The following is a 22,185-nucleotide window of genomic DNA, read 5'->3' as shown; positions in this document are numbered from 1 at the left end:
TTTGTAAAGGACATTTGAAAAATGGCTCTAAGAAACTTGAAGAAGATGATGTCTCGCAGGCGTCATCTTTTTAAGTTCCACTGACCCAGATAATGATTGTAATAGGTCATATAACTTTTGATTTCTCGTATTACATCTTCTAGTGTTTCACATGATTTTAAATCTGTTTCATCTTTAAAATGCTCAAAGAATATTCTTGTAGTGCGTTATCCCAACAATTGCCTCGACGTGACATGGATTGATTTAGTCCCAGTGGATGAATGCATCTTCTGCTAGTTTGATACCATTCTTCTTCAAATTCCTTAGTGTATTCAGGGCGATATTTAGCGTTATTTTATCAGATACTTCATATGTCAAAGTTTCATTGGTTTCTCCATCTTTAATTGTATAAAAGTATGCGCGTTTACCTTTTCCGAAACTCAAATAGGTGATGTCTGTTAAAAATACTTTTCCAGCGATTCCTTGCTTAAATTGGCGGTTTAGCAAGTTCGGTAATGTCCGATGTTCCTTTGTTGCTTTAGCCATTCGTCGATATGGATTGGCTTTTCGAATTGGGCAAACGATTTGAAACTTCTTCATAATACGACCAATACGTTTTAAGTTATAGGTGATTTGATACTGTTGTTCTAGCGTCATTTTAATTTGACGGGCTCCTTTAGGACGTCGCTTTTAAAATGACTTCTTTGACTCTCTCATCTGCTTGATGGCGTGTTTGTCTTTTCAATTTTGCCTCTTGTATAAAGTAGCGATAGTAGCCTGAACGAGAAACACCAAATATCTGGCAAAGATAACGTACCATTCGCTGTAATTTATATTTTTGGATAACAGTGTGAATCAGTTGAAATTTTTGTTCCGCTGTTAATTCTTTCTCAACACTCTTTCTCCTAATTCTATCTTTTTTAGGGGTTCATTTGTGCACGAAGAAGGGCGATTTGTGCTTCTAATCAAGCATGTCCTTTCTTATAGACTTAATTCGCGTTCTAGTGGCCGTCCATAATGATATTTGCGTGTATCTTCAAACCCTGAGATACCTTTTTCTTAAGCTGCTCGCCAACGTTTCAAAGCTGATTTTGCTCGATGAATCCCTACCAGGTCGATATCAAATCCTGCATCATCAAAGATTTCACGCGAACATTTTCCTTTTTCATATTCTGCAATGGCAATTGCTCTAAATTCATCTGTGTAAGTGATTCCTTTTTCACTAACAGCCTTTACATAAGGATGTTTCTTGAGTAATTTTTGTTCTTGATCAGTAAATAGTTTCTTTGACATAAGTTCTGCTCCATTTAGTTGTTATGTTCATTATAAATAAAAGTACCCTGTAAGAGAGACTTTTTTTAGTGTCTATCTTATAGGGTACATTTTAATGTTGCAGATTTTGAAAGGAATGAATTGCGGGAACGATTCAAAATCCAAACACATTTTTTTGGCGCGAAAGTGCAGCACCAGCAGCAATTACTTCAAGGAAAAATTTATTATTTCCCTAGAACAAATTCAGCAATTTCATCTAAAATCATTTCTTTACCAAGAGGGAAGTAACCTTTATTGACCGCATCATTTTTAATAATAAATACGTGGTTGTTCTTCACAGCATTCATGTTTTTCCAAATTGTCTCTTCTTGGAATTCTTTTAAGCGCTGAGAACCGTCGCCTGTTGTAAATACGAATAGGTAATCTGGATTGTAGTCAATTAAAGCTTCTTTTTGTACTTGTACTAATGCTTCATCCAATGGTGTACCTGAAACTGCTGGTAATTTTAAATCTTTAAAGAGTACGCTACCGTAGCCATAGTCACCGTATATACGGAATGCATTTGGATATGCAGCCATTTTCATGAACTTCGCATCACCAGTTTTAGCAACGATTTTATCGTGTAACTTGCTAGCTTTTTCGTCATACTGTTTGAACCATTCGTCTGTTTCTTTTTCTTTATCGAAGATTTTACCTAACTCCTCGAACTTTGGACGCCATTGATCTAATGGAGTTTTTAACATAACAGTCGGTGCAATTTTAGATAGTTGATCATAGATTTTTTCTTGACGATCATTTATAAGAATTAAATCTGGTTTTGCAGCAGCTACTGCTTCGATGTTAATGTTGTCACCCCAAGCGGAGCCGACTGGTTTTACATCTTTTAATTGATCTGCAATATGTGGATCAATTTCTTCTTGAGACGTATTTGCAGTAATGATTGGTTTCATTCCAAAGATTAATAATTCTTCTGTTGAACCACTAATGTCAGCAATTTTTTTTGGATTAGCAGGGATTTTAATGTCCCCCTTAGCATGCTCTACTGTACGCTCTTCTGTTTTAGCGTCTGTTTTTTCTTCTTCTTTTTTATCAGAAGAGCAAGCTGCAAATAGTATAGATGTAACAACTAATACCATTGTTAGTAACGTTAGTTTAAATTTCTTCATAATTTTGTTCCTCCCGGATAAATTGTTTGTGACCCATTTCATTCTAATGGGTGTTCAACTTCTTAGGCTAAAATGAGAAGCTCAACGCCCATTAGAATGCTCCTTCTCTATCTATTTGAAGAAAGGAGGAGTGTTCCTTCCTTTATGCTTTTATTTGCTCTAGATTATTAATCGTTGTTAAATCGTAAGTTAAACAAATTGGCTTCCTGTTTACAGGGCATGAAACGATTAGTGCTTCAATTTCAAATACATTTCGAAGTGTCTTACTTGTCATCACTTCATCTGGAGTTCCCTGGTGAATCAGTTTACCAGCCTTTAAAGCAATCATATGATCAGAAAAACGAGAAGCATGGTTTAAATCATGAATGACCATAACGATTGTACGGCCTTCTTCTTGATTTAATTTTTTTAAAAGCTTTAAAATTTCTAACTGGTGAGCCATATCTAAGTAAGTTGTCGGCTCATCTAATACAAGTAAGTCCGTTCCTTGAGCAAGTGCCATTGCAATCCATACTCGTTGACGTTGGCCACCTGATAAAGCTTCTGCTGAACGGTTTGCAAACTCTGTCATCCCTGTCACTTCAAGTGCCCAATGGATGTAGCGATAATCTTCTTCATTCAGTGTCCCAAATCCATTTTGGTGTGGAAAGCGACCATATGAAACAAGCTCAAACACAGTAAGACCCATCGGAACTTCTGCTGTCTGGGGTAAAATCGCCATTTTCTTTGCAATTTCTTTTGTTGACTGTTTGTCAATTGCCTTTCCATCAAGATAAACAGTCCCTTGTTTTGACTTTAAAATACGAGAAGCTGTTTTTAACAATGTAGATTTCCCACATCCATTAGGTCCAATAATCGTTGTTATCTTTCCTTCGGGAATCGCCACTGATAATCCATCTATTATTAATCCTTCATTGTAGCCAACGGATACCGAATCAACTGCTAAAGTTACCATCAAAAAAGACTCCTTTTACTTTGTCTTCATAAGTAAATATATAAAATAGGGTGCACCAATAATAGAAATAACAAGACCGACTGGTATTTCTGAAGTTGTTAGTACACTTCTTGAAATTAAATCTGCAAATAGTAATAAAAAAGTACCAATTAATGCTGCTGTAGGTAACATAATTTGATGTTTTCCTCCAACAAGGCGCCTTGCGAGGTGAGGTGCCATTAATCCGATAAATCCAATACCACCAGCAACAGCTACCGATGCGCCGGCCAAACAAACGGCGATAAATAATAGTTTACGTCTTTCCTTCTCTACATTTACACCAAGGCCAACCGCTGCTGCATCTCCTAAATTCATTACATTCAATATATGTGCCTTGCAAAATGCAATTGGTAGAAATATGAGCATCCATGGAAGTGCACTTAATACAAACTTCCAATCTGTTCCCCATAAACTTCCTGCTAACCAAATGGTTGCAAAGCGAAAATCATTTGAAGTCATTTTCATGGAGAAGATTAAACTAACAGCACTAAATCCTGCTGCGACTGCAATACCTACAAGAATTAAACGAGTGGATGAAACGCCGTTCTTCCAAGCAAGTGTATAAATAATAACCGCTGCTAATAAAGCACCAACTAACGCAAATAACGGAAGAATGAATACTGATAGTAGCGTACCGGTTTCAACTTTCCCGAAGAAAAAATAGACGAAAACAACAACTGTTAATCCAGCACCAGCATTTATACCAATAATTCCAGGGTCAGCAAGTGGATTTCTAGATAAACCTTGCATGATAGCCCCTGATATCGCTAGCGCTGAGCCAACTAAAATCGCGATAATCATTCGAGGCATACGAAACTCGAATAAAATGACAGATTGATCTTCGGCCCCTAACCCAATTAACGATTTTAATACATCTATTGGTGGTATTTTAAACGTTCCTGTATTTAAGCTAATTAAGAATACCGACACAATTAGGCAAGCTAAAATGGCTAAAACTGAAATATTCTTTTTAGTTAAGATACTTTGCCTCATATTTTCCCCCTCCCTTCATTACGAGCTAAGTAAAGGAAGAATGGAACACCGATTAAAGCTGTAATTGCACCAATTGGCGTTTCAAATGGAGGATTGATAACACGAGATAACATATCTGCACATTCTATTAACAAACCACCTAATACTGCTGAACATGGAATGACCCATCTATAATCAGATCCAACAAGAAAACGCGTCATATGTGGGATAACAAGTCCAACAAATCCAACAGAACCTGCCATAGATACTGCTGAACCCGTTAAAACAAGCACAAGTACAGTTCCAATAAATTTAATTAAGGTTGTATTTTGTCCAAGCCCAATCGCAATTTCTTCGCCGAAACTTAAGATGGTGATGTATCTCGACATTATAATTGCTATAACAAGACAAACAAGCCCAATCGGTAGCAACATATCAATACTTACCCATTTCACACCTGAAACGCCTCCTGCATTCCACATGCTTATCTCTTGGGCAAGATTGAAATAAAGTGCAATACTAGAAGATATGGCCCCAAGCAGTGCACTAATCGCTGCACCAGCTAACGCTAACTTCACAGGTGTGAGCCCTCCGGGTGAGGAAGCACCTACACCATATACAATACTTGCGCCAAACGCGGCACCTATGAAAGAAGCAAGAACAAACATTATGTATGGGGAATTAGGGAAAAATGCATACGTAATTGCAATTCCAAATACCGCACCATCTGTAATACCCATTAAAGAAGGTGAGGCAAGAGGGTTTCGTGTCATACCTTGCATAATTGCTCCGGATACTGCTAGAAACGTACCAGCGACTACTCCTCCAATTGCTCTAGGAATACGAAGCTCCCAAATGACATTATGATGTGTAAGTGAATCATCGAATTGAAAAACAGCTTGCCAAACAGTTTTTAAGCTAATATCTGCAGCCCCAAATGAAATGGACATGCCCATACTTAAAGCTAATAAAATCGTACCTACTATTAAAATAATAGAAGCAATAAGCGGTCTGCTCTTAATCTTTTTCATATTCGTTTCTTGTTGTTCTATGTTCCTCGCGCTTGCTTCCATCCGTTACCATCCTAACTAACAACATATATTCGTTGAAATGAGATTCATTCTCAATCATCAATAAAAAAAATAATGTTTTGTCTTAATTGATAATGATTCTCATAATCACTTGTCCTATTCTACATAGCACCCTAAAAGATTGTCAAACATTATTTTTGAATATATATTAATTTTGTTTATTTTTACATATTTGAATTTGCTATAAGAGCTTACATTAAGCGAATCTCAAGAGGGAAGTGTAGATAGTTAAATTATTTAAATAATAATAAATTCGAATAGAAAATGTGGCCGTTGAATCATCAACTTTTTTATTTTCTTACTATAATAATTATGCGAGGCTACCTTTAAAAGTTTGTATACTTTTACAGCTTTATAGTTAATCTTATAGAAGGAAATCATACAATAATCTAAGTGCTTTATAGGTTATCGCTACAAGGGCAATCTAATTTTCAAGTATTGCATAATCCCTTTGATATAAAGATATTGATGAATAATTTATAAAAATGCAATGAATTGTTATGTCAAATAATAGGGTATAGTATATTTAAAGTTTAACTTTAAAATTGAATTATTTGTTAATTTCTCTCTCATTTTACCATTATCGTGCAAAATAATGGTATGCTATATCACGATAATAGTTTATGGAGGCGGTATTATGTATTACAGTAATGGTAATTATGAGGCTTTTGCACGTCCTAAAAAACCAGAGGGTGTTGATGAGAAATCAGCGTATCTTGTTGGTTCGGGGTTAGCTTCACTTTCAGCCGCATGTTTTTTAATTCGTGATGGTCAAATGAAGGGAGAGAATATTCATATTCTCGAAGAACTAGATATCTCAGGTGGTAGCCTTGATGGTATTTTAAATCCGACAAGAGGCTTTATTATTCGCGGTGGTCGAGAAATGGAAGATCATTTTGAATGTCTATGGGATCTATTCCGTTCAATCCCATCATTAGAAATAGAAAACGCTTCTGTTTTAGATGAATTTTATTGGTTAAATAAAGAGGATCCTAACTATTCAAAATGTAGATTGATGGATAATAGAGGACAAAGACTTGAGGATGATGGCAAGTTTACATTATCTGATAAAGCATCTGAAGAAATGATTAAATTATTCTTTACTCCTGAGGAGAAATTAGAGGATGTAAAAATTACAGATGTTTTCTCTGAAGAGTTCTTTGAATCGAATTTCTGGCTATATTGGTCTACGATGTTTGCTTTTGAAAAATGGCATTCTGCAATGGAAATGCGTCGTTATATTATGCGTTTCATTCATCATGTTGGGGGTCTACCTGATTTATCTGCTTTGAAATTTACAAAATATAATCAGTACGAATCTTTAGTACTTCCTATGATTAAATATTTGGAAGGTCATAATGTTGATTTCCAATTCAATACGGTTGTAGAGAATGTTTTAGTTGATAAAGTTGGCGATAAAAAAGTAGCCCATACTTTAGTGTTAAAACAAAATGGTGTGAAAAAGAATATTGAGCTAACAGAAAATGAATTAGTGTTTGTAACAAATGGTAGTATCACGGAGAGTACAACTTATGGTGACAATAATACACCAGCCCCTATAAGTACTGATTTAGGAGGAAGTTGGTCACTTTGGAAAAACATCGCTTCCCAAGATTCTGATTTTGGTAAACCAGAAAAATTCTGCGATAACCTTCCAGAAGAAAGTTGGTTTGTTTCAGCGACACTAACTACTTTGGATGATCGAGTTGCTCCGTATATTGAAAAAATTAGTAAAAGAGATCCGTATGCAGGCAAGGTAGTTACAGGTGGTATTGTAACGGCTACAGATTCTAATTGGATGCTAAGTTATACGCTGAACCGACAACCGCATTTTAAAAGTCAACCAAAAGACCAATTAGTAGTTTGGATTTATGGTTTACTATCTAATAAACCAGGTGATTTTATTAAAAAGAGTATCACGGAATGTTCAGGAATTGAGATCGCACAAGAGTGGTTATACCATATGGGTGTGCCTGTAGACGAAATACCGGATATAGCACAAAATTCTTGTAATACAATTCCATGTTACATGCCTTATATAACATCTTACTTCATGCCTAGAGCAATGGGAGATCGTCCTTTAGTTGTCCCTAATGGATCTGCTAACCTAGCCTTCATTGGAAACTTTAGTGAAACAGAAAGAGACACTGTATTTACAACTGAGTATTCAGTGAGAACAGCGATGGAAGCAGTTTATCAATTATTAGATATTGATCGAGGCGTTCCAGAAGTATTTGCATCTACTTTTGACATTCGTACTTTATTATCTTCAACTGCTCGTTTACTTGATGGTAAAAAATTAACAGATGTAGATGCTCCATTTATGTTAAAACAAATAGGTAAATTTGGTATTCATAAAACGAAAGACACAATCATCTATGATTTACTGAAAGAAAGTAAATTGATATAGAGATATGTGCTAAAAAAGCTGATTCATAATTGAATCAGCTTTTTTATATTAAATAGTGAATTTTTTCATTTCGTCTCTTAAAGCATCGGAAATAGCATTTAGGTCTTTAGCTTTTTCAGAGACAGTCTCAATGCTTTTAAGTTGTTCATTTGCGGAAGCGGAAACTTGTTCTGTTCCAGCAGAGGTTTCTACTGCAGAAGCAGATATGTTTTGTACGGCACTAATGATTTGCTCCTTGCGTTCATCCATCTCATGAGATAAATGTTTCACCCCTTGTGCCACTTCACTCGTTTGATCTAGAGCTACCTTTATTGTATGAAAGATTTCGCTAGTATCCTTTGTAGCTTTTGCATTTTGTTCGACAATACTAAGACTTGTACTAATTTCCTGCACAGCACTTTTAGAAATATCCTGAATGGCAGAGATTTTATTCTTAATATCCTCAGTAGCATTAGATGTCTGTTCCGATAATTTTCGAATTTCATCAGCGACAACCGCGAAACCTTTACCGGCTTCACCGACGCGAGCGGACTCAATGGATGCATTCAGAGCTAATAAATTTGTTTGAGTTGCGATATCTGTAATTGTATTAACGATACTTGATATATCAGATGAAGTTTTATCTACTTCTTGAACGATGTTACTTACCTGTTGTGAAGATTCGCGATTTTTCTCTGACCAAACAGAGAGTTGGTTGACAGTTTCTACACCTTGATTACTTAAATGACCTATATCTTCTGTCATAGAAGCGATCTTCTCTGTATGCTCAATAACACGATCAATATTTCCAGATAGTTGATTTAATTGTTCTGCACTTTTTTCTGTATCATGAGCCTGCTCTTCTGTAGCTTTTGCCATTTCATTAATGGCTGAGCTAATTTCGTCAGTCGTACGTACCGTATCTTCTGCGATTTGAATGAGAATGTTAGAGGAATCTGATAACTCGGAACTAGTGTTATGTATGTTGACGGTAACATTCTTTAATGCAGAGCGCATGCTAGAGATCCCTTTTGCCATAAGGCCAATTTCATCTTGATGACTTAATAGCTTATCTAACTCAGGATTTTCAGTAAAGTCTAAGCTTGCAGTTTGATGAATAACCTTTTCGAGATTCTTAATGGCAGCAACAATGCGACCAATAATCCACCACATTAAAGTACCTATAATGATAAAACTCACTATGCCTGTAACAATCTGATAGCCTAGTACAGAGTTTGTAATAGATTGAATGCCGCTTTCAGGCACCCCAATGTCAATTACGCCATAAAGTTCACCATCTTTATATATAGGCTCCATGATGTCGTATGTCCAAATACCTTGAACTTCAGCATACCATCTCGTAAATTGCTTTTTTCCGTGTTTAGCACCATCGATTGTGTATGCATCCTCATATGTTTTTCCTAATTTCCCTTTATCACTATGCGCCACAGCTTTTACATTGTTATCAATGACAATAGCATAAGTCACATTCTCTTGTTGTGCTTTTGACTCCACAAAATCTTGTAAAGATGGGATGGGATCGTTCTCAGAATTTAATATAGTTTCAGCTTGCTTGGCGATTTCATAGACCTGTTCATTAGCTTTTTCAATTAAAACTTCTTTACTATTTTTGCCAACAATCCATACACCTAATACGGAATTAACTACGGATGACAATAACAGCAAACTTAATGTAAAAAACAATAATCGTCGCTTAATGCTTCTGTTTTTCAAATAGTTTCCTCCTTTGAGTTTTGTCGGAACTTTATGCCTAAAAAAACTCAAATTTTAAGTATAGTATTATGGAATGAAGCAGGAATGTCAATAATATATTGAGAGACTTGTTACTTAGTTTGTGACAAAACAGGGGCTAATAGTCCTTCAATTTTTCGACAACTTTATAAAACCTTGAACAGATCGGAAATACCTATTTCGGGAGAGTAAACAGTGTTAATCGTTTTAAATTAATAGCAGGCGGCAACCGACCTTTATTTCGTCGGCTTTTTAGTGTAATAAAATAATAAATCGATGCAACTAACTATCAATCATAATGCTCTAACGGTATGTAAAGAGAAAAAGAGGTGATTATATGAAATCCGAGATTCTTGTAAAAAAAAGCAAAGAAGGGAGATGGAGAAGCGTTTATACAATTAATCCATCAATACGAAATAACGCTTTATCAGACAGCAAAACGACTTGGTTTGAAAGATGAGGACATTGCAGATCTTTTACAGGACACAATACTGACTGCGTTTGAAAAAATAGATTCTCTAAAAGAAGCAAAATATTTTCATACATGGCTTTGTCGCATTCTTTTAAATAACTGCTATCGCTTTATGAAGCAGGGTCAGCGTACTGTACCACTAAATGTGACGACATTGCATGAACTACGACACCAAGATCAAATTTCACTTGAACTTGATGAGGCATTAGAAAGTCTAGATGAAAGCTATCGCATTGCTTTAACGCTTTATTATGTGAATGGACTCACGACAAAGGAAATTAGCGAATTTCTTCAAGAATCAGAAGGGACGATTAAGTCGAGGATTTCTAGAGCAAAGCAATATTTGAAAAATAATTATTATGTTGAGGGGGTTCAATTACTATGAAAAAATCATTAGACGACCGTTTACATGAGGAAATGAATAGAGAACAAGAAATACCGGATATTGTGCAAAAAGCTTTTGATCGTTCATATACAGAGATTCGCTCTCAATCCAAGAAAAAGACAAAAAAACGTTGGTTGAAGCCTATTTCAGCTGCGGCTGCATGTGCAGTGCTCGCTTCGGGTATGATTTTGTCTAATGATACAGCAATGGCCAAACTAAAAGCGTTTCTAGGGTTCGAGGACGCTGGGATTGAACTTGCTAGTCAAAACGGGGAGGTACAATATATTGGTATATCGCAAAGTTCACAAGATGTTACGGTTACACTTAAAAATACATTTGCTGATGCCTATCGAGTAGGGTTGGGAATGGAAATTTTACCGAAAGATATGGATATAAAAGATATTTATAACGTGAACATTGAATATCGTATGTATGATTCGGCTGGGAAAGAAATTGACTCCCTCGTGTCAGACACAAAGCCTCTCGCGCCAACAGTCATTGCTGCGAGCCCATATATGAATACGCTAAAAGAGAACGATCAATCTATAATAGTAGAACTTTTATTAGAATCCAAAAAGATGGCATGGCCTTCCTTAGATAACGCTCAATTAGTAATTGAAACAATTCATTTCTATACAGAGAAGAAAGGGATTGTCTCTATTGATGGGGAATGGCCATTTACATTGACACCAACAAAGGTTGTAACGCAATCATTTGTAGCGGAAAAACCTGTTGAGGGCATTCAATTACAATCAGCAACCCTTACGAATGGCTCTATGCATGTATCTTTAATGGTCGACGCAGATCTTTCCAAGGATGAAAATCAATTTTTTGAATGGGCATTAATAAATGAAAAAGGAAAGTCCTTTTATGCAAGGGGCGTTACTACAGAATTGAAAGATGGGAAAACCGTTGTTAATTTAGTATACCCATATAGTATTTGGAATAAGGAAAAACAACTAAGCTTACATATAAAGGGCTATGAAAAATTAAAATTAATAAGTAAAGAATAATAGAGCGTACAGGAATCTATAAAACTTTTTTGGGTTATATGGTATAGTATGGGTAAAATTACAGGAATACAAGGGGGGATTGTTTGATGAGAAGGTATACTTTTTTTGCATAGCAAAGGCTATTGCAATATAAAATAAATGAAATAGCCTTTGCTCTTCCTAAAAAATATTATGTTTAGGAGTGCAAAAATGAGCTATAAAAAAGCAAAGCATATTCTACCAGCTGAGTTGTTAGAGTTAATCCAAGAATATGTTGATGGTGAATATATTTATATACCACGGAGAGCAGAACATAAAAAGGACTGGGGGTCCAATACTGCGACAAGAAAAGAATTGGATAAAAGAGACTTTAATATTTATAACGATTATCTATCGGGAGCGGACACGGCTACTTTAGGTGAAAAATATTATTTGTCCTTAAAGAGTATTCAAAGAATTGTATTAAAAGAGAAAAGAAGAAGAATAGAATGAGTCAGTGTGGTTTTTGACCGCATTGGCTTATTTTCTTTTATGAAATATATATGAGGTTTTTTCAGGCAATCTAGGCAGGGTATAATTTAATCAGCTTCTTTTGAATTTTCATCTTTAGTTTATTTTGATATTCATTCAAAAAAGGAGAGAAGAAAATGAACTTTTCTGAATTATTAGGAACCCCTTTTCCAACAGTTCAAACTGAAAGGATTATAGTAAGAAAGTTGAAGTTGGAGGATGCTCCTGCACTATTCAATTATTATTCAAATGAAAATGTATATCGTTATCTTGATTGGAATGGGCCAGAAACTTTAGAAAGAAGTTATGAGGTAATTCATTTTTGGAACAAAGGCTATGACGAAGGTTGGATTATTCGTTTTGCGATTGCTAACAAAGAAACAGATGAAATTATTGGCACCATTTTCTTAAGTGAATTTGCAGGTAAACGAGCTGAAATTGGCTATGAATTATCTGAAGAGTATTGGCATCGTGGCATTATGTCGGAAGCTATTAAAGAAGTATTATCAATAGGATTTAATCAGTTAGGTCTAGTAAGAATACAGGCAATTGTGACAGAAGAAAATATAGCTTCAAAGAAGTTATTGTCGAAATTCAACTTTAAGGAAGAAGGCTGCTTAAGACAGTTTGAATGCCATAGCATTACAGGAGAATGTAAAGACATGTTGATCTATAGTTTGTTGCATACCGAGTTTTCGAAGAAGCATATATAAGCTATATAGTAATCGCAGAGGGCTTCCAATAAAAAAGTGCCTAGAAAGAGCCGACTGTATCTTTCTATTGGATCAAAATAATCTCAAAGATCTAAAGTGATGGTGATTAAGCTTTGTGATATATATAGAATATATCCATGAAACGGATTATTATATGGACTTATAAAAATGCGACAAAAACCTATTTAATAAGTTTTGTCGCACTTTTATATAGTGGTCTATTTTTCTCTATTTTCTAAAATTCCTATAAATAGAAATACCAATATGTGATAATAACCATAAATTAAGGTAATGGGAGGGAAATAAAATGGAGAAAAATATTTTAAGTTTAAAACTAAAAAGATATCGAGAAGAAAAAGGAATCACCCAACAAGAACTAGCTGAAATTTTGGAAGTAAGTGATAAGTCTATATCCAAATGGGAACTTGGAAATGGTTATCCAAGTAAGAGAAATATGCTGAAAATATCGGAGATTCTTGATATCAGCGTGGAAACATTATTAATAGAGGAAAAGAACGACGATAAAGAAAAAGTAAAATTAAGTATTAAATATAGCTTAATTAGTTATATCATTATTTTTACTGTAACCTTAATAATTAGAGGTTTGGCAGGTGCAGAACAGTATCAAAACATTTTATCTAAGGATATTATTGAGATTTTCAAATTGCTTGCAAGTGAATTTGTGCAAAATATAGCAATTGCTTTACCGCCCGCAATTATCATTGGTTTCGTTTTTTATTTTTATATTTTTCCTAAACAATCAAGAGAGTAGATATCGGTCTACTTTCTTTTTTATAAAGAGGCTATAAAACTGATAATATAGAGTTATGACGCATGAGAAGGTGAGGAAATGCTCGGGAAATTTTTGAGAAGTAAAAAGAAAAATAAGGAATGGCGTGGGGGAAATTCAAATGGACGGCCAAAAGTAGCTATAAACGAATCGAAGTTGCTGCAGTTAAAGGATGCTGGAAAAAGTAATCGGGAAATTGCACGAATATTTCGCGTTTCTGAAGCTACTATTCGGAGACGATTAAAAGATTTAGATGGTTGATTTTTCTCTTTATTCGAATGGTTATACATTTCTTCATTTCAAGATTCCAATAGATTAAAAACAAACTCTTATGTATGATAGCGTAAAGAGTTTGTTTTTTGCTTTTTTCTTACAAATTTGGATTTGAGGCATAAAGGATGAGGGGGATGAATTAGCTTGGAAATTTCAATTATTTGCTTACAAGAACGCGATGCAGAAGAATTGTTTGAGTTTGAAAAGAATAATAGACTATTTTTTGAACAAATGGTACCTGGTCGTGGAGAAGACTATTATAATTTTGAGACATTTAAAATAAGACATAGGGAGCTTTTAACAGAACAACAAGAAAATAAATCGAAATTCTACTTAATAAAAGATAACTCAGGCAGTATTGTTGGAAGAATTAATTTAGTAGATATAGATACAACGAATGATATAGCAGAAGTCGGTTATAGAGTGGGACAAGAATATGGGGGCAAAGGAATAGCGGCTAGAGCCTTAAAACTACTATTAGAAACAGAAATCCGCGTCAAAAAGATTAAAGCAAAAACAACAACAAATAATATTGCATCTCAAAGGGTTCTTGAAAAGAATGGTTTTAAACAAGTGTGTATAAGTGATAATAAGTTCGAAATGAATGGCAAAAAGCTGCAGTTTATCGATTATATGTTGGAACGCTAAATCCTTCAGAGGGATAGTTAAAAAGATAGTGTTTAAACGAATCATGATACTTTTTTCAATTCGATACTTTTGTGGATCATTACGAGGCGAAGCGGCAGCTAAAAAGCGCCCTCGGAACGGAAATCACACCACACATCATGATGAAGAACCATAAAAATTACTAATTGTTATAGGAAAAATAAAAGGGGGAGTTTAATCATGAAATATTTATTACAAGTTGATTTTACAATGGACGGGCCATTCGGTGAAGAAATGTCCGAGGGATTTACTGATTTAGCAAAAAGTATTAATGAAGAGTCGGGTATGATTTGGAAGGTTTGGACTGAGAATGCTGCGACTAAAGAAGCTGGTGGGATATATTTATTTGAAACCAAAACAGCAGCAGAGAAATATTTAACTATGCATTCAGAACGATTAATAAGTTTTGGCATTACCGATATTCGTGGGAAGATCTTCGAGGTAAATGAAGTATTATCAACAATTAATAATGCGCCAATTAAATAGTTAGCTAAAGCTAATTGGGAGCCATAGTTCGCAGTATTATCAACTAAATAATTAAAAACAGCAAACATGAGCTTGTGATTTAACAATCTCATGTTTTCGTTTTTTATTTTCAATCATAATTTTACTTGCAAAATATGTTTATTGTGTATATATTGTACATAGAGTATATATACAATATGTAGGAATTTGCCTTTAAGAGCTCAAGGAAATGCTTACATTATTGCATACGGAGGGTGAAGAATGGAAAATGTCATTGAATTACAGCATGTTCATAAATCTTTTAAGGGATTTCAGATAAAAGATTTCTCTATTAACGTAAAAAAGGGCTTTGTAACTGGATTTATCGGGGGCAATGGTGCAGGAAAGTCTACAACAATCAAATTGATTATGAACTTGCTAAAGCAAGATAGTGGTACTGTTTCAGTGTTTGGGATGGATTATAAGAAGCATGAAAAAGACATAAAGGAACGTATTGGTTTTGTCTATGATGAAAACGTCTTTTATGAAAATGTAACGTTAAAAGATATGAAAAGGATTATTAAACCAGCCTATAAAAACTGGGATGATGACGCCTTTCAACGTTATGTTGATCAGTTTGAACTACCATTGAACAAATATATGAAGACCTTTTCAAAGGGAATGAAGATGAAAGCTTCGTTAGCTATAGCGCTAGCTCATCATGCAGAATTAATTATTATGGATGAACCAACTGCTGGGCTCGATCCGATATTTCGTAGGGAGCTACTAAATATTCTACATGAGTTAATGCAAGATGAAGATAAAACGATTTTCTTCTCGACACATATAACAACAGATTTAGACCGAATTGCGGATTATATTACCTTTGTTCATAACGGTGAACATATATTCACGAAGGAGTTTTATAAGATTGAAGAGGAATATGCTATTGTCAAAGGGACATTGAATTTATTGGATCAAGAAACGGAACGAGAGTTTGTGGCAATTCGAAAATCGAACATAGGCTTTGAGGCATTAACAGCGGATAAAAATCGTGTGGCAAAAATATTTGGGGATTCTGTTATTGTGGAAAAACCAACGCTTGAAGATATTATGTACTATACGAAAAAAGGATGGTGATTGCATGTCTAACCTTATATTTAAAGATATTTTAATACAAAAGAAAATGATTGTATTATACATTGCTACTATTATTCTTTATTTATTAATAAATGTGTCCCTAGTGAAAATAGGATTCTTATATAGTTTAGCGATTATTACCATGTCCTTTTCTTACGATGAAAAAGATAATGCTAATATTTTACTTAATTCGCTACCATATACGAGAAAGCAAATTGTTAGTTCGAGATATATAGGTTCATTGATATATACATCACTAATTATACTCATTACGTATTTAGGTAATTTCCTCTTAAACGGAAAAGAGACATTGTTTTTATTGAAAGATATAGTGATAATTATCGGTCTTGTTATGGTCGCTATATCATTCATACTGCCAATTTGTTATAAATTTAAAACGCAAGCATTAATGATTGCTTCAGGTACTTTATTTGGTATATATTTGGTAACCATTAAATATTTATTCCCTAGTTTTAATGATACATTAAGGGAACTGATACAAAAGTTTCTGACTTTACAAGAAACACAAATGTATTTTGTAGCTATCTTTACAATCATTATTTTATATGTAGGATCGTGGCTACTATCTATTCGAATATATGCGAAAAAAGTCTTTTGAAATAAAACAGCTTGAGCCAGTTAATGTAGGCTCAAGCTGTTTAAGTACGCTTAAACATAATGTCTATCGCCGACCGTGGTTTCCGATACCGCTATAACAAATGACAGTATGTTAACATATTTAATAAATCTAAGGTAATTTTCGTGAGGCAGAAAATTATACTCTAAACTATAGACAATGTAATCTTTATGGGAAAGACATTAAATGGCTTTATATTTCCCTGAATGTCCAAACATAAGTACAACTGACGAGTCATTAGCATGCTGAAATAAAAATTGCTCATGCTAACAGAATAACCAACGTCTTCGGTGCTGACACATAAAAATAAAGAAGAGGTATTTGCATGCAAATTATTATTTCAAACAGCTCAAAAGAACCGATTTATGAGCAAATTTATAGTCAAATCAAAAAGCTGATTTTATCAGGTGAATTACAAGAGGGGCAGTCATTGCCGTCTATGCGACAGCTTGCAAAGGATTTAGAAATTAGCGTTATTACGACAAAACGCGCTTATGAAGAGCTAGAGAAAAACGGATTTATTTATTCTATTGTGGGGAAAGGTTCGTTCATTTCAGAGCAAAATACGGAAATGATAAGAGAAAGAAAAGTAAAGGTAATCGAAGAAAATCTATTGATTGCCATCCAAAATGCTAAAGAAATGAATATTGGCTTAGCAGAGCTTAAAGAAATGCTCACACTATTGTATTCAGAGGATGAGTGATGGAGACAGCTGTTAAATTCGTGTGGTGAATATATTTAAGCCTAAGTTTAAAGATAGTATGTAATATAAGAAAAAGGATGGTAATTGGATGATTAACCTTATACTTAAGGATGTTTTAATACAAAAGAAATTAATTTTATTTTACATTGCTACTATAATACTCTACTTATGGGCAGGTGTACCCTCCCTACTATTTTTGGGATTTCTTTATAGTGTAATATTTATACTAAATGCTTTCGCTTACGATGAAAAAGACAATGCTAATATTTTGCTTAATTCTCTACCATATACGAGAAAGGAAATTGTCAGTTCAAAATATATAGGTTCACTGATATTTACAACAATATTTGTTTTCATGATTTATGTGGGGGATTTCCTCATAAATGGAAAAGGGAATCTTTTCATATGGAAAGAGATGTTGCTTATTATTGGTCTAGTGATGGTCGTTATATCACTCATGTTTCCATTCTCCTATAAATTTAAAACGCAATATTTATTGATTGCTTTAAGTGTTTTATTTGGTATTTATATGTTATCCATTAGTTTACTAGTTCCTATAAATGATATATTAAGAGAATTAGCACGAAAATTCTTGACTTTACAAGAAACGCAAATGTATGTTGTAGCTAGCATTACGGTTATTATTTTATTTATTGGGTCATGGCTACTATCTATTCGTATATATGAGAGAAAAGCTTTTTAAAATAAAACGGCTTGAGCTCAGGCTCAAGCCGTTTTCGTAAGCTTAAAGGCAAGCTTCCATAGAACGAAATTCGTGATGACAAGCACGATTAAGTAAATGATTGCCCCATAAGTAGTATGAGAAGTCAGGAAGTAATGCAGTCCCGCCAAAGCACCTAATGGGATAAGCAATATAAGCGTTTTCCAGCTTTGGGCATCGCCAACTTCATTATAGGGCTTTGTGAAAGGAATGTTGCTTCCCATGCCGATGTAACAAATGGCGGTGTACATGCAGCTTGTTACTAAAACAATTAGTAAATCTAAGATAATTCTCGTACCAAAAATGAAGCAGAAAATGATGCTTAGAAAAATATATAATGGAATGTACAACTTCATCAAAAATGCTTTTAAGCTTCCTTTTTTCAAGTTTGTATAGTCTTTGATTGGAAAGACTTTATAGATCCAAGCTGCTTTATATTTTCCTGAATGTCCAAGCATGAGTACAGCTGAAGGAATAATTAGCATGCTGAAATAAATATTTAAATAGCCCATGCTAACGGCATAATCAACACCTTCGTGCCTTGAAAAGGAAAACATAAAAATAAACGGAATGGCAAAAGAAAATCCTAAAGATGGATATACTTTCAGTTTAAACTCTCGCTCCTGTTTCATCATAAGGGAAGCAAAGCGGTAGAAAGCTCTTTCTTCATTCGTTCTACAAATGATTGTTAACAAAAGAGTCTTAAGTCGATTGTTCTTATCTTTTTTCGATTTGCTTGTGTTTAATAGTTTTTGCAGATTCCGTTCAAAAGTTGGAATCAGTTTTAGATAAAGCCATATCGAGATGATTGGCATGACGACAGCAAACATACTGAACACCACTGTAAATAAAGAGTTGTCACCGTTTAGTAGTAGTTCATAAGGAGCGGCAAACCACATAGGGATTAGAAAAATACTCCACCAATGAAATGCTAGCGCCATATCATAATTAACGAATTCAAAGGATCTAATAAGAACTTGATAGCCAATCATCAACATTAATGATAAGCCGATTTGTACATAATTGATGATATCTTTCAGCTTTTCTCCATCAAAGAATCTTAAAATAGCAATATATAAAATAGCAGTTAATACAACAATAAAAATATTCATTAAAACGAGTAAGAGCACAGTTAAAATAAAGAATACAATCCCTTGATTATATAGGCCCACCATAAGGGGAATGGCAGTGAATGCAATAGTTAAATACGTCAAGTAAATGAAAATATGCATAAACTTGGCCGCATTGATCGTTTTAGCAGAGATAGGCTTAGTTGATAGGATACTTCTGTCCCGTACATCCAAAAGTACCGAAGAAAAATCAGAAATCAATGTTGTCATGATAATAAAAATAATCATTGCATAAGCAATACTCATTTGGAAAAGATAGTTTTGACCAAACCCCATAAAAGGAACTAGCATAAGTCCCATTAAAACATAAATCCATAAAGATTTGATGTAGCCATTCTTTTGCTCTTTGTTTTTTTTATTTGATGCTTGGTTAAATATTGTCGGTACTTTACGTTCATCCATTGTTAGTTTAATATGGAGGATTTTTCTCATCATTTCGTAATCGACGCCCATTTTCACAAAAACAAATTGTATCTTATCAAGCACTTGTAAAGTTTTGAAATCTTTCATGATCATACCTCTTGCACAATAGAAACGAATTTTTCACCAATTTCCTGATGATCATGGAAGCCTGTCAATTGGTTGAAAATCTTTTCCAGAGTTCCTTCGGTATTGTCTGCCTGAAGTTGGGCAAATGTCCCATCGGCAGCGATTTTCCCATCATTCAGCAGGATGATGCGACTACTGATTTTTTCGACAACATCCATAATATGAGAGGAATAAAATATAGTTTTTCCTTGGGCAGCCAGTTGAAGCAAAATTTCTTTAAAGATCATCACACTATTCGCATCTAATCCATTGATCGGTTCATCTAAAAATAACAAATCGGGATTATGTATAAGGCTAGCGATAATTAATAGCTTTTGCCGCATCCCTTTTGAATAAGAAGATATCCTTGAATGATACGCTTCACCAACACCAAACAATTCCATTAAGGATTTTGATTTATCCGCAGCGATTTCTAATTCAAGGCCATAAAGCTGGCCGATGAAGGTTAAATACTCGTAACCAGTTAAATTATCGTACACATCTGCTATTTCTGGTACATAGCCAATTCGCCGTCTATATTCAATGCTGTCTTTTCCGATATTCTCTCCGAAAAGCTTAATTTCTCCACCGTAATCACCTTCGATCCCCAAAATGATTTTGACAGTGGTACTTTTACCTGCACCGTTCGGGCCAATATAACCAATTATTTCCCCTCGCGAGACGTGCAAGTCGATCCCTTTTAATATTTCCTTACTACCATAACTCTTCGTCAAATTCGTAATCGTCAATATTTCTTCCATGTTGTAACTCCTTTCTGTAATCCTACATTAACGGGCGGTGAGCCACGATGGAGGATGAAGAAAACCTCCTCCAATATTAAAGCTTCACTTTAACGTATGTTTAGTGTAATTGATTTAGAGAAAATATCCATTATTATTATGTAACCTATAATAAATGGTGTAATATTCCTGCTCCTATATTATATAATCTATGGATTACCATTATAAGGTGGGAATTTTAGTTTATTGCGAAGGAATAATATCTTTTTTTACTAAGAGGTTGAGCTTTTATGAATGTATTGAATTTTCTGCATTTTCGAATGAGTCAACTTTTCTAGAAGAGATTATGACTAAAATTTGGGGTATTGACATATTTATGGTTAGAATTATATATTTATTTCATCGTAATTTTTGGAATATTCGCTATACTATTTTGATCTAACTTGTACCTACAACGTGTTGTCATGTAGTTGTGTTGTTGTGGATGATTGGTAAAATCAGTATCAAATGTAAACGTTTACTTAATACAAATAAATGCAGAATTTTTAGAGGGGGAACATCAATGAAGAAAGTACGCATTGGCGTAATCGGAGCGGGATTAAGAGGAGGTTTAGCTCAATACTGGCATAAGCCTGATGGGGAATCAGAAATTGTTGCTTTAGCTGATATTTCTCAAGAACGTTTAGATAAATTTCAAGATAAATTTGAAACACCTTTATTTTTAACGAAGGATTATAAGGAATTATTAACAAGAGACGATATTGATGCTATTGCCGTCTTATCACCGGATTATTTACATGAAGAGCATATTATTACTTGTTTAGAAGCAGGAAAGCACGTATATGCTGAAAAACCTTTAGCGATTACAGTGGAGGGCTGCGATCGAATTTTAGATATATGGAAAAAATCAGGGAAGCATCTAATGGTCGGTTTTAATATGCGATATATGAGTATGTATCAAACAATGAAAGGCTTAATCGATTCGGGCGCTATTGGAGAATTAAAAGCCATATGGGTCCGCCACTTTGTTGGCTTTGGCGGTTACTTCTATTATCATGATTGGCACGGTAATTCCAAAAATACAACATCCCTGTTGTTGCAAAAAGGCTCACATGATTTAGATGTGATTCATTGGATTTCTGGAAAACATGCGACGAAAGTATCTGCATTTGGTAGCTTAGATTATTACGGTGGAGATAAACCAAATACGTTAACATGTCCAACATGTGACCAGAAAACAACATGTCCAGAATATGTCCCACATACATTCACGGAATGTGCGTTCCGAGAAGAAATAGATGTTGAGGATAATAACATGCTCATTATGGAATTAGAAGGTGGTATAAAAGCTTCCTATTTACAATGTCACTTCACCCCAGATTATTCACGAAATTATACATTTATCGGTACGAAAGGGCGTATCGAAAATGATGATGTGAACAATAAAATTTATTTGAAGACACGTAAATCTAATTCCTGGGAAGAGCTTAGTGATGTTGTTTATGAAATGAAACCCGAGGAAGGAAGCCATGGGGGAGCAGATCCTAAAATTGCGCAAGATTTCGTAGAGTTAATACTTTACAATAAAGAGCCTTTAACAACTCCATTTGCTGGTCGTATGAGCGTAGCAGTTGGCTGTGCAGCAACGGAATCGCTCCGTAATGGGGGAGGAGTTGTTGAAATTTCACAGGAATCTACTATTCTACAGCATTGATAAATAGGGGGT

The 22,185-nt window shown here is 34.6% G+C and carries 21 protein-coding genes and 1 pseudogene; 14 read left to right on the top strand and 8 right to left on the bottom strand.

Going from position 1 to position 22,185, the window contains the following annotated elements; translation table 11 throughout:
- Positions 1-27: 27 nt before the first annotated feature.
- The 5 genes and pseudogenes from C7Y47_RS10375 to C7Y47_RS10355 all read right to left on the bottom strand — a co-directional run bounded on the left by C7Y47_RS10375 (position 28) and on the right by C7Y47_RS10355 (position 5,456).
- A pseudogene (locus C7Y47_RS10375) lies at positions 28-1,272 on the bottom strand (IS3 family transposase).
- A gap of 203 nt (positions 1,273-1,475) precedes the next feature.
- The gene (locus C7Y47_RS10370; RefSeq protein ID WP_142508715.1) at positions 1,476-2,417 is read right to left on the bottom strand and encodes an ABC transporter substrate-binding protein; all 942 of its coding nucleotides are present in this window, start codon (positions 2,415-2,417) and stop codon (positions 1,476-1,478) included.
- Between the two features lie 142 nt (positions 2,418-2,559).
- On the bottom strand, positions 2,560-3,372 hold the full coding sequence (locus tag C7Y47_RS10365) for an ABC transporter ATP-binding protein (RefSeq protein WP_142508714.1): 813 nt from the start codon (positions 3,370-3,372) through the stop codon (positions 2,560-2,562).
- A 15-nt stretch (positions 3,373-3,387) separates the two neighbouring features.
- Entirely contained in the window at positions 3,388-4,404 is a 1,017-nt protein-coding gene (locus C7Y47_RS10360; RefSeq protein ID WP_142508713.1) for a FecCD family ABC transporter permease, read from the bottom strand.
- On the bottom strand, positions 4,401-5,456 hold the full coding sequence (locus C7Y47_RS10355; RefSeq protein WP_142508712.1) for a FecCD family ABC transporter permease: 1,056 nt from the start codon (positions 5,454-5,456) through the stop codon (positions 4,401-4,403). Before C7Y47_RS10355 ends, C7Y47_RS10360 begins: the two co-directional genes overlap by 4 nt.
- 655 nt (positions 5,457-6,111) lie before the next feature.
- Here C7Y47_RS10355 and C7Y47_RS10350 point away from each other — a divergent pair.
- Positions 6,112-7,884, top strand: coding sequence for an oleate hydratase (locus tag C7Y47_RS10350; protein WP_142508711.1), 1,773 nt, complete (start codon positions 6,112-6,114; stop codon positions 7,882-7,884).
- Between the two features lie 48 nt (positions 7,885-7,932).
- On the opposite strand, the gene C7Y47_RS10345 is transcribed toward C7Y47_RS10350, so the two are convergent.
- Positions 7,933-9,597: a methyl-accepting chemotaxis protein gene (locus tag C7Y47_RS10345; protein WP_142508710.1), complete on the bottom strand. Its 1,665-nt coding sequence runs from the start codon at positions 9,595-9,597 to the stop codon at positions 7,933-7,935.
- Between the two features lie 410 nt (positions 9,598-10,007).
- Here C7Y47_RS10345 and C7Y47_RS10340 point away from each other — a divergent pair, with 410 nt between their 5' ends.
- The 12 genes from C7Y47_RS10340 to C7Y47_RS10285 all read left to right on the top strand — a co-directional run bounded on the left by C7Y47_RS10340 (position 10,008) and on the right by C7Y47_RS10285 (position 18,043).
- Positions 10,008-10,472: an RNA polymerase sigma factor gene (locus C7Y47_RS10340; protein ID WP_142508709.1), complete on the top strand. Its 465-nt coding sequence runs from the start codon at positions 10,008-10,010 to the stop codon at positions 10,470-10,472.
- Entirely contained in the window at positions 10,469-11,485 is a 1,017-nt protein-coding gene (locus C7Y47_RS10335; protein WP_142508708.1) for a DUF4179 domain-containing protein, read from the top strand. Before C7Y47_RS10340 ends, C7Y47_RS10335 begins: the two co-directional genes overlap by 4 nt.
- Before the next feature lie 189 nt (positions 11,486-11,674).
- On the top strand, positions 11,675-11,956 hold the full coding sequence (locus C7Y47_RS10330) for a CD3324 family protein (protein ID WP_142508707.1): 282 nt from the start codon (positions 11,675-11,677) through the stop codon (positions 11,954-11,956).
- 155 nt (positions 11,957-12,111) lie between these two features.
- Positions 12,112-12,687: a GNAT family N-acetyltransferase gene (locus tag C7Y47_RS10325; RefSeq protein WP_142508706.1), complete on the top strand. Its 576-nt coding sequence runs from the start codon at positions 12,112-12,114 to the stop codon at positions 12,685-12,687.
- Positions 12,688-12,994: 307 nt separating this feature from the next.
- Entirely contained in the window at positions 12,995-13,459 is a 465-nt protein-coding gene (locus C7Y47_RS10320; RefSeq protein WP_142508705.1) for a helix-turn-helix transcriptional regulator, read from the top strand.
- A gap of 78 nt (positions 13,460-13,537) precedes the next feature.
- Entirely contained in the window at positions 13,538-13,738 is a 201-nt protein-coding gene (locus tag C7Y47_RS10315) for a helix-turn-helix domain-containing protein (RefSeq protein ID WP_142508704.1), read from the top strand.
- A 156-nt stretch (positions 13,739-13,894) separates the two neighbouring features.
- Positions 13,895-14,398, top strand: coding sequence for a GNAT family N-acetyltransferase (locus tag C7Y47_RS10310; protein ID WP_142508703.1), 504 nt, complete (start codon positions 13,895-13,897; stop codon positions 14,396-14,398).
- Between the two features lie 198 nt (positions 14,399-14,596).
- The gene (locus tag C7Y47_RS10305; protein WP_142508702.1) at positions 14,597-14,902 is read left to right on the top strand and encodes a monooxygenase; all 306 of its coding nucleotides are present in this window, start codon (positions 14,597-14,599) and stop codon (positions 14,900-14,902) included.
- A gap of 240 nt (positions 14,903-15,142) precedes the next feature.
- A complete protein-coding gene (locus tag C7Y47_RS10300) occupies positions 15,143-16,000 on the top strand; it encodes an ABC transporter ATP-binding protein (protein WP_142508701.1) in 858 nt (285 codons plus the stop codon).
- A 4-nt stretch (positions 16,001-16,004) separates the two neighbouring features.
- Positions 16,005-16,619 (top strand): ABC-2 transporter permease, encoded by a 615-nt coding sequence (locus tag C7Y47_RS10295; RefSeq protein ID WP_142508700.1) that lies wholly within the window; start codon positions 16,005-16,007, stop codon positions 16,617-16,619.
- Positions 16,620-16,962: 343 nt separating this feature from the next.
- On the top strand, positions 16,963-17,340 hold the full coding sequence (locus C7Y47_RS10290; protein ID WP_132361203.1) for a GntR family transcriptional regulator: 378 nt from the start codon (positions 16,963-16,965) through the stop codon (positions 17,338-17,340).
- Between the two features lie 88 nt (positions 17,341-17,428).
- Positions 17,429-18,043, top strand: coding sequence for an ABC-2 transporter permease (locus tag C7Y47_RS10285; protein ID WP_142508699.1), 615 nt, complete (start codon positions 17,429-17,431; stop codon positions 18,041-18,043).
- A gap of 23 nt (positions 18,044-18,066) precedes the next feature.
- Here the strand turns inward: C7Y47_RS10285 and C7Y47_RS10280 are convergent, their stop codons facing one another.
- Both C7Y47_RS10280 and C7Y47_RS10275 read right to left on the bottom strand, forming a co-directional pair.
- Positions 18,067-19,701, bottom strand: coding sequence for a hypothetical protein (locus tag C7Y47_RS10280; RefSeq protein ID WP_142508698.1), 1,635 nt, complete (start codon positions 19,699-19,701; stop codon positions 18,067-18,069).
- A 2-nt stretch (positions 19,702-19,703) separates the two neighbouring features.
- On the bottom strand, positions 19,704-20,480 hold the full coding sequence (locus C7Y47_RS10275; RefSeq protein WP_142508697.1) for an ABC transporter ATP-binding protein: 777 nt from the start codon (positions 20,478-20,480) through the stop codon (positions 19,704-19,706).
- 541 nt (positions 20,481-21,021) lie between these two features.
- Here C7Y47_RS10275 and C7Y47_RS10270 point away from each other — a divergent pair.
- Entirely contained in the window at positions 21,022-22,173 is a 1,152-nt protein-coding gene (locus C7Y47_RS10270; protein WP_142508696.1) for a Gfo/Idh/MocA family protein, read from the top strand.
- Positions 22,174-22,185: the final 12 nt, after the last annotated feature.

Source organism: Lysinibacillus sphaericus (assembly GCF_006864135.1).
In the GTDB taxonomy this organism is placed as follows: domain Bacteria; phylum Bacillota; class Bacilli; order Bacillales_A; family Planococcaceae; genus Lysinibacillus.
The sequence above is the reverse complement of the archived record's forward strand: the minus strand, read 5'-3'. Positions and strand labels throughout refer to the sequence as shown.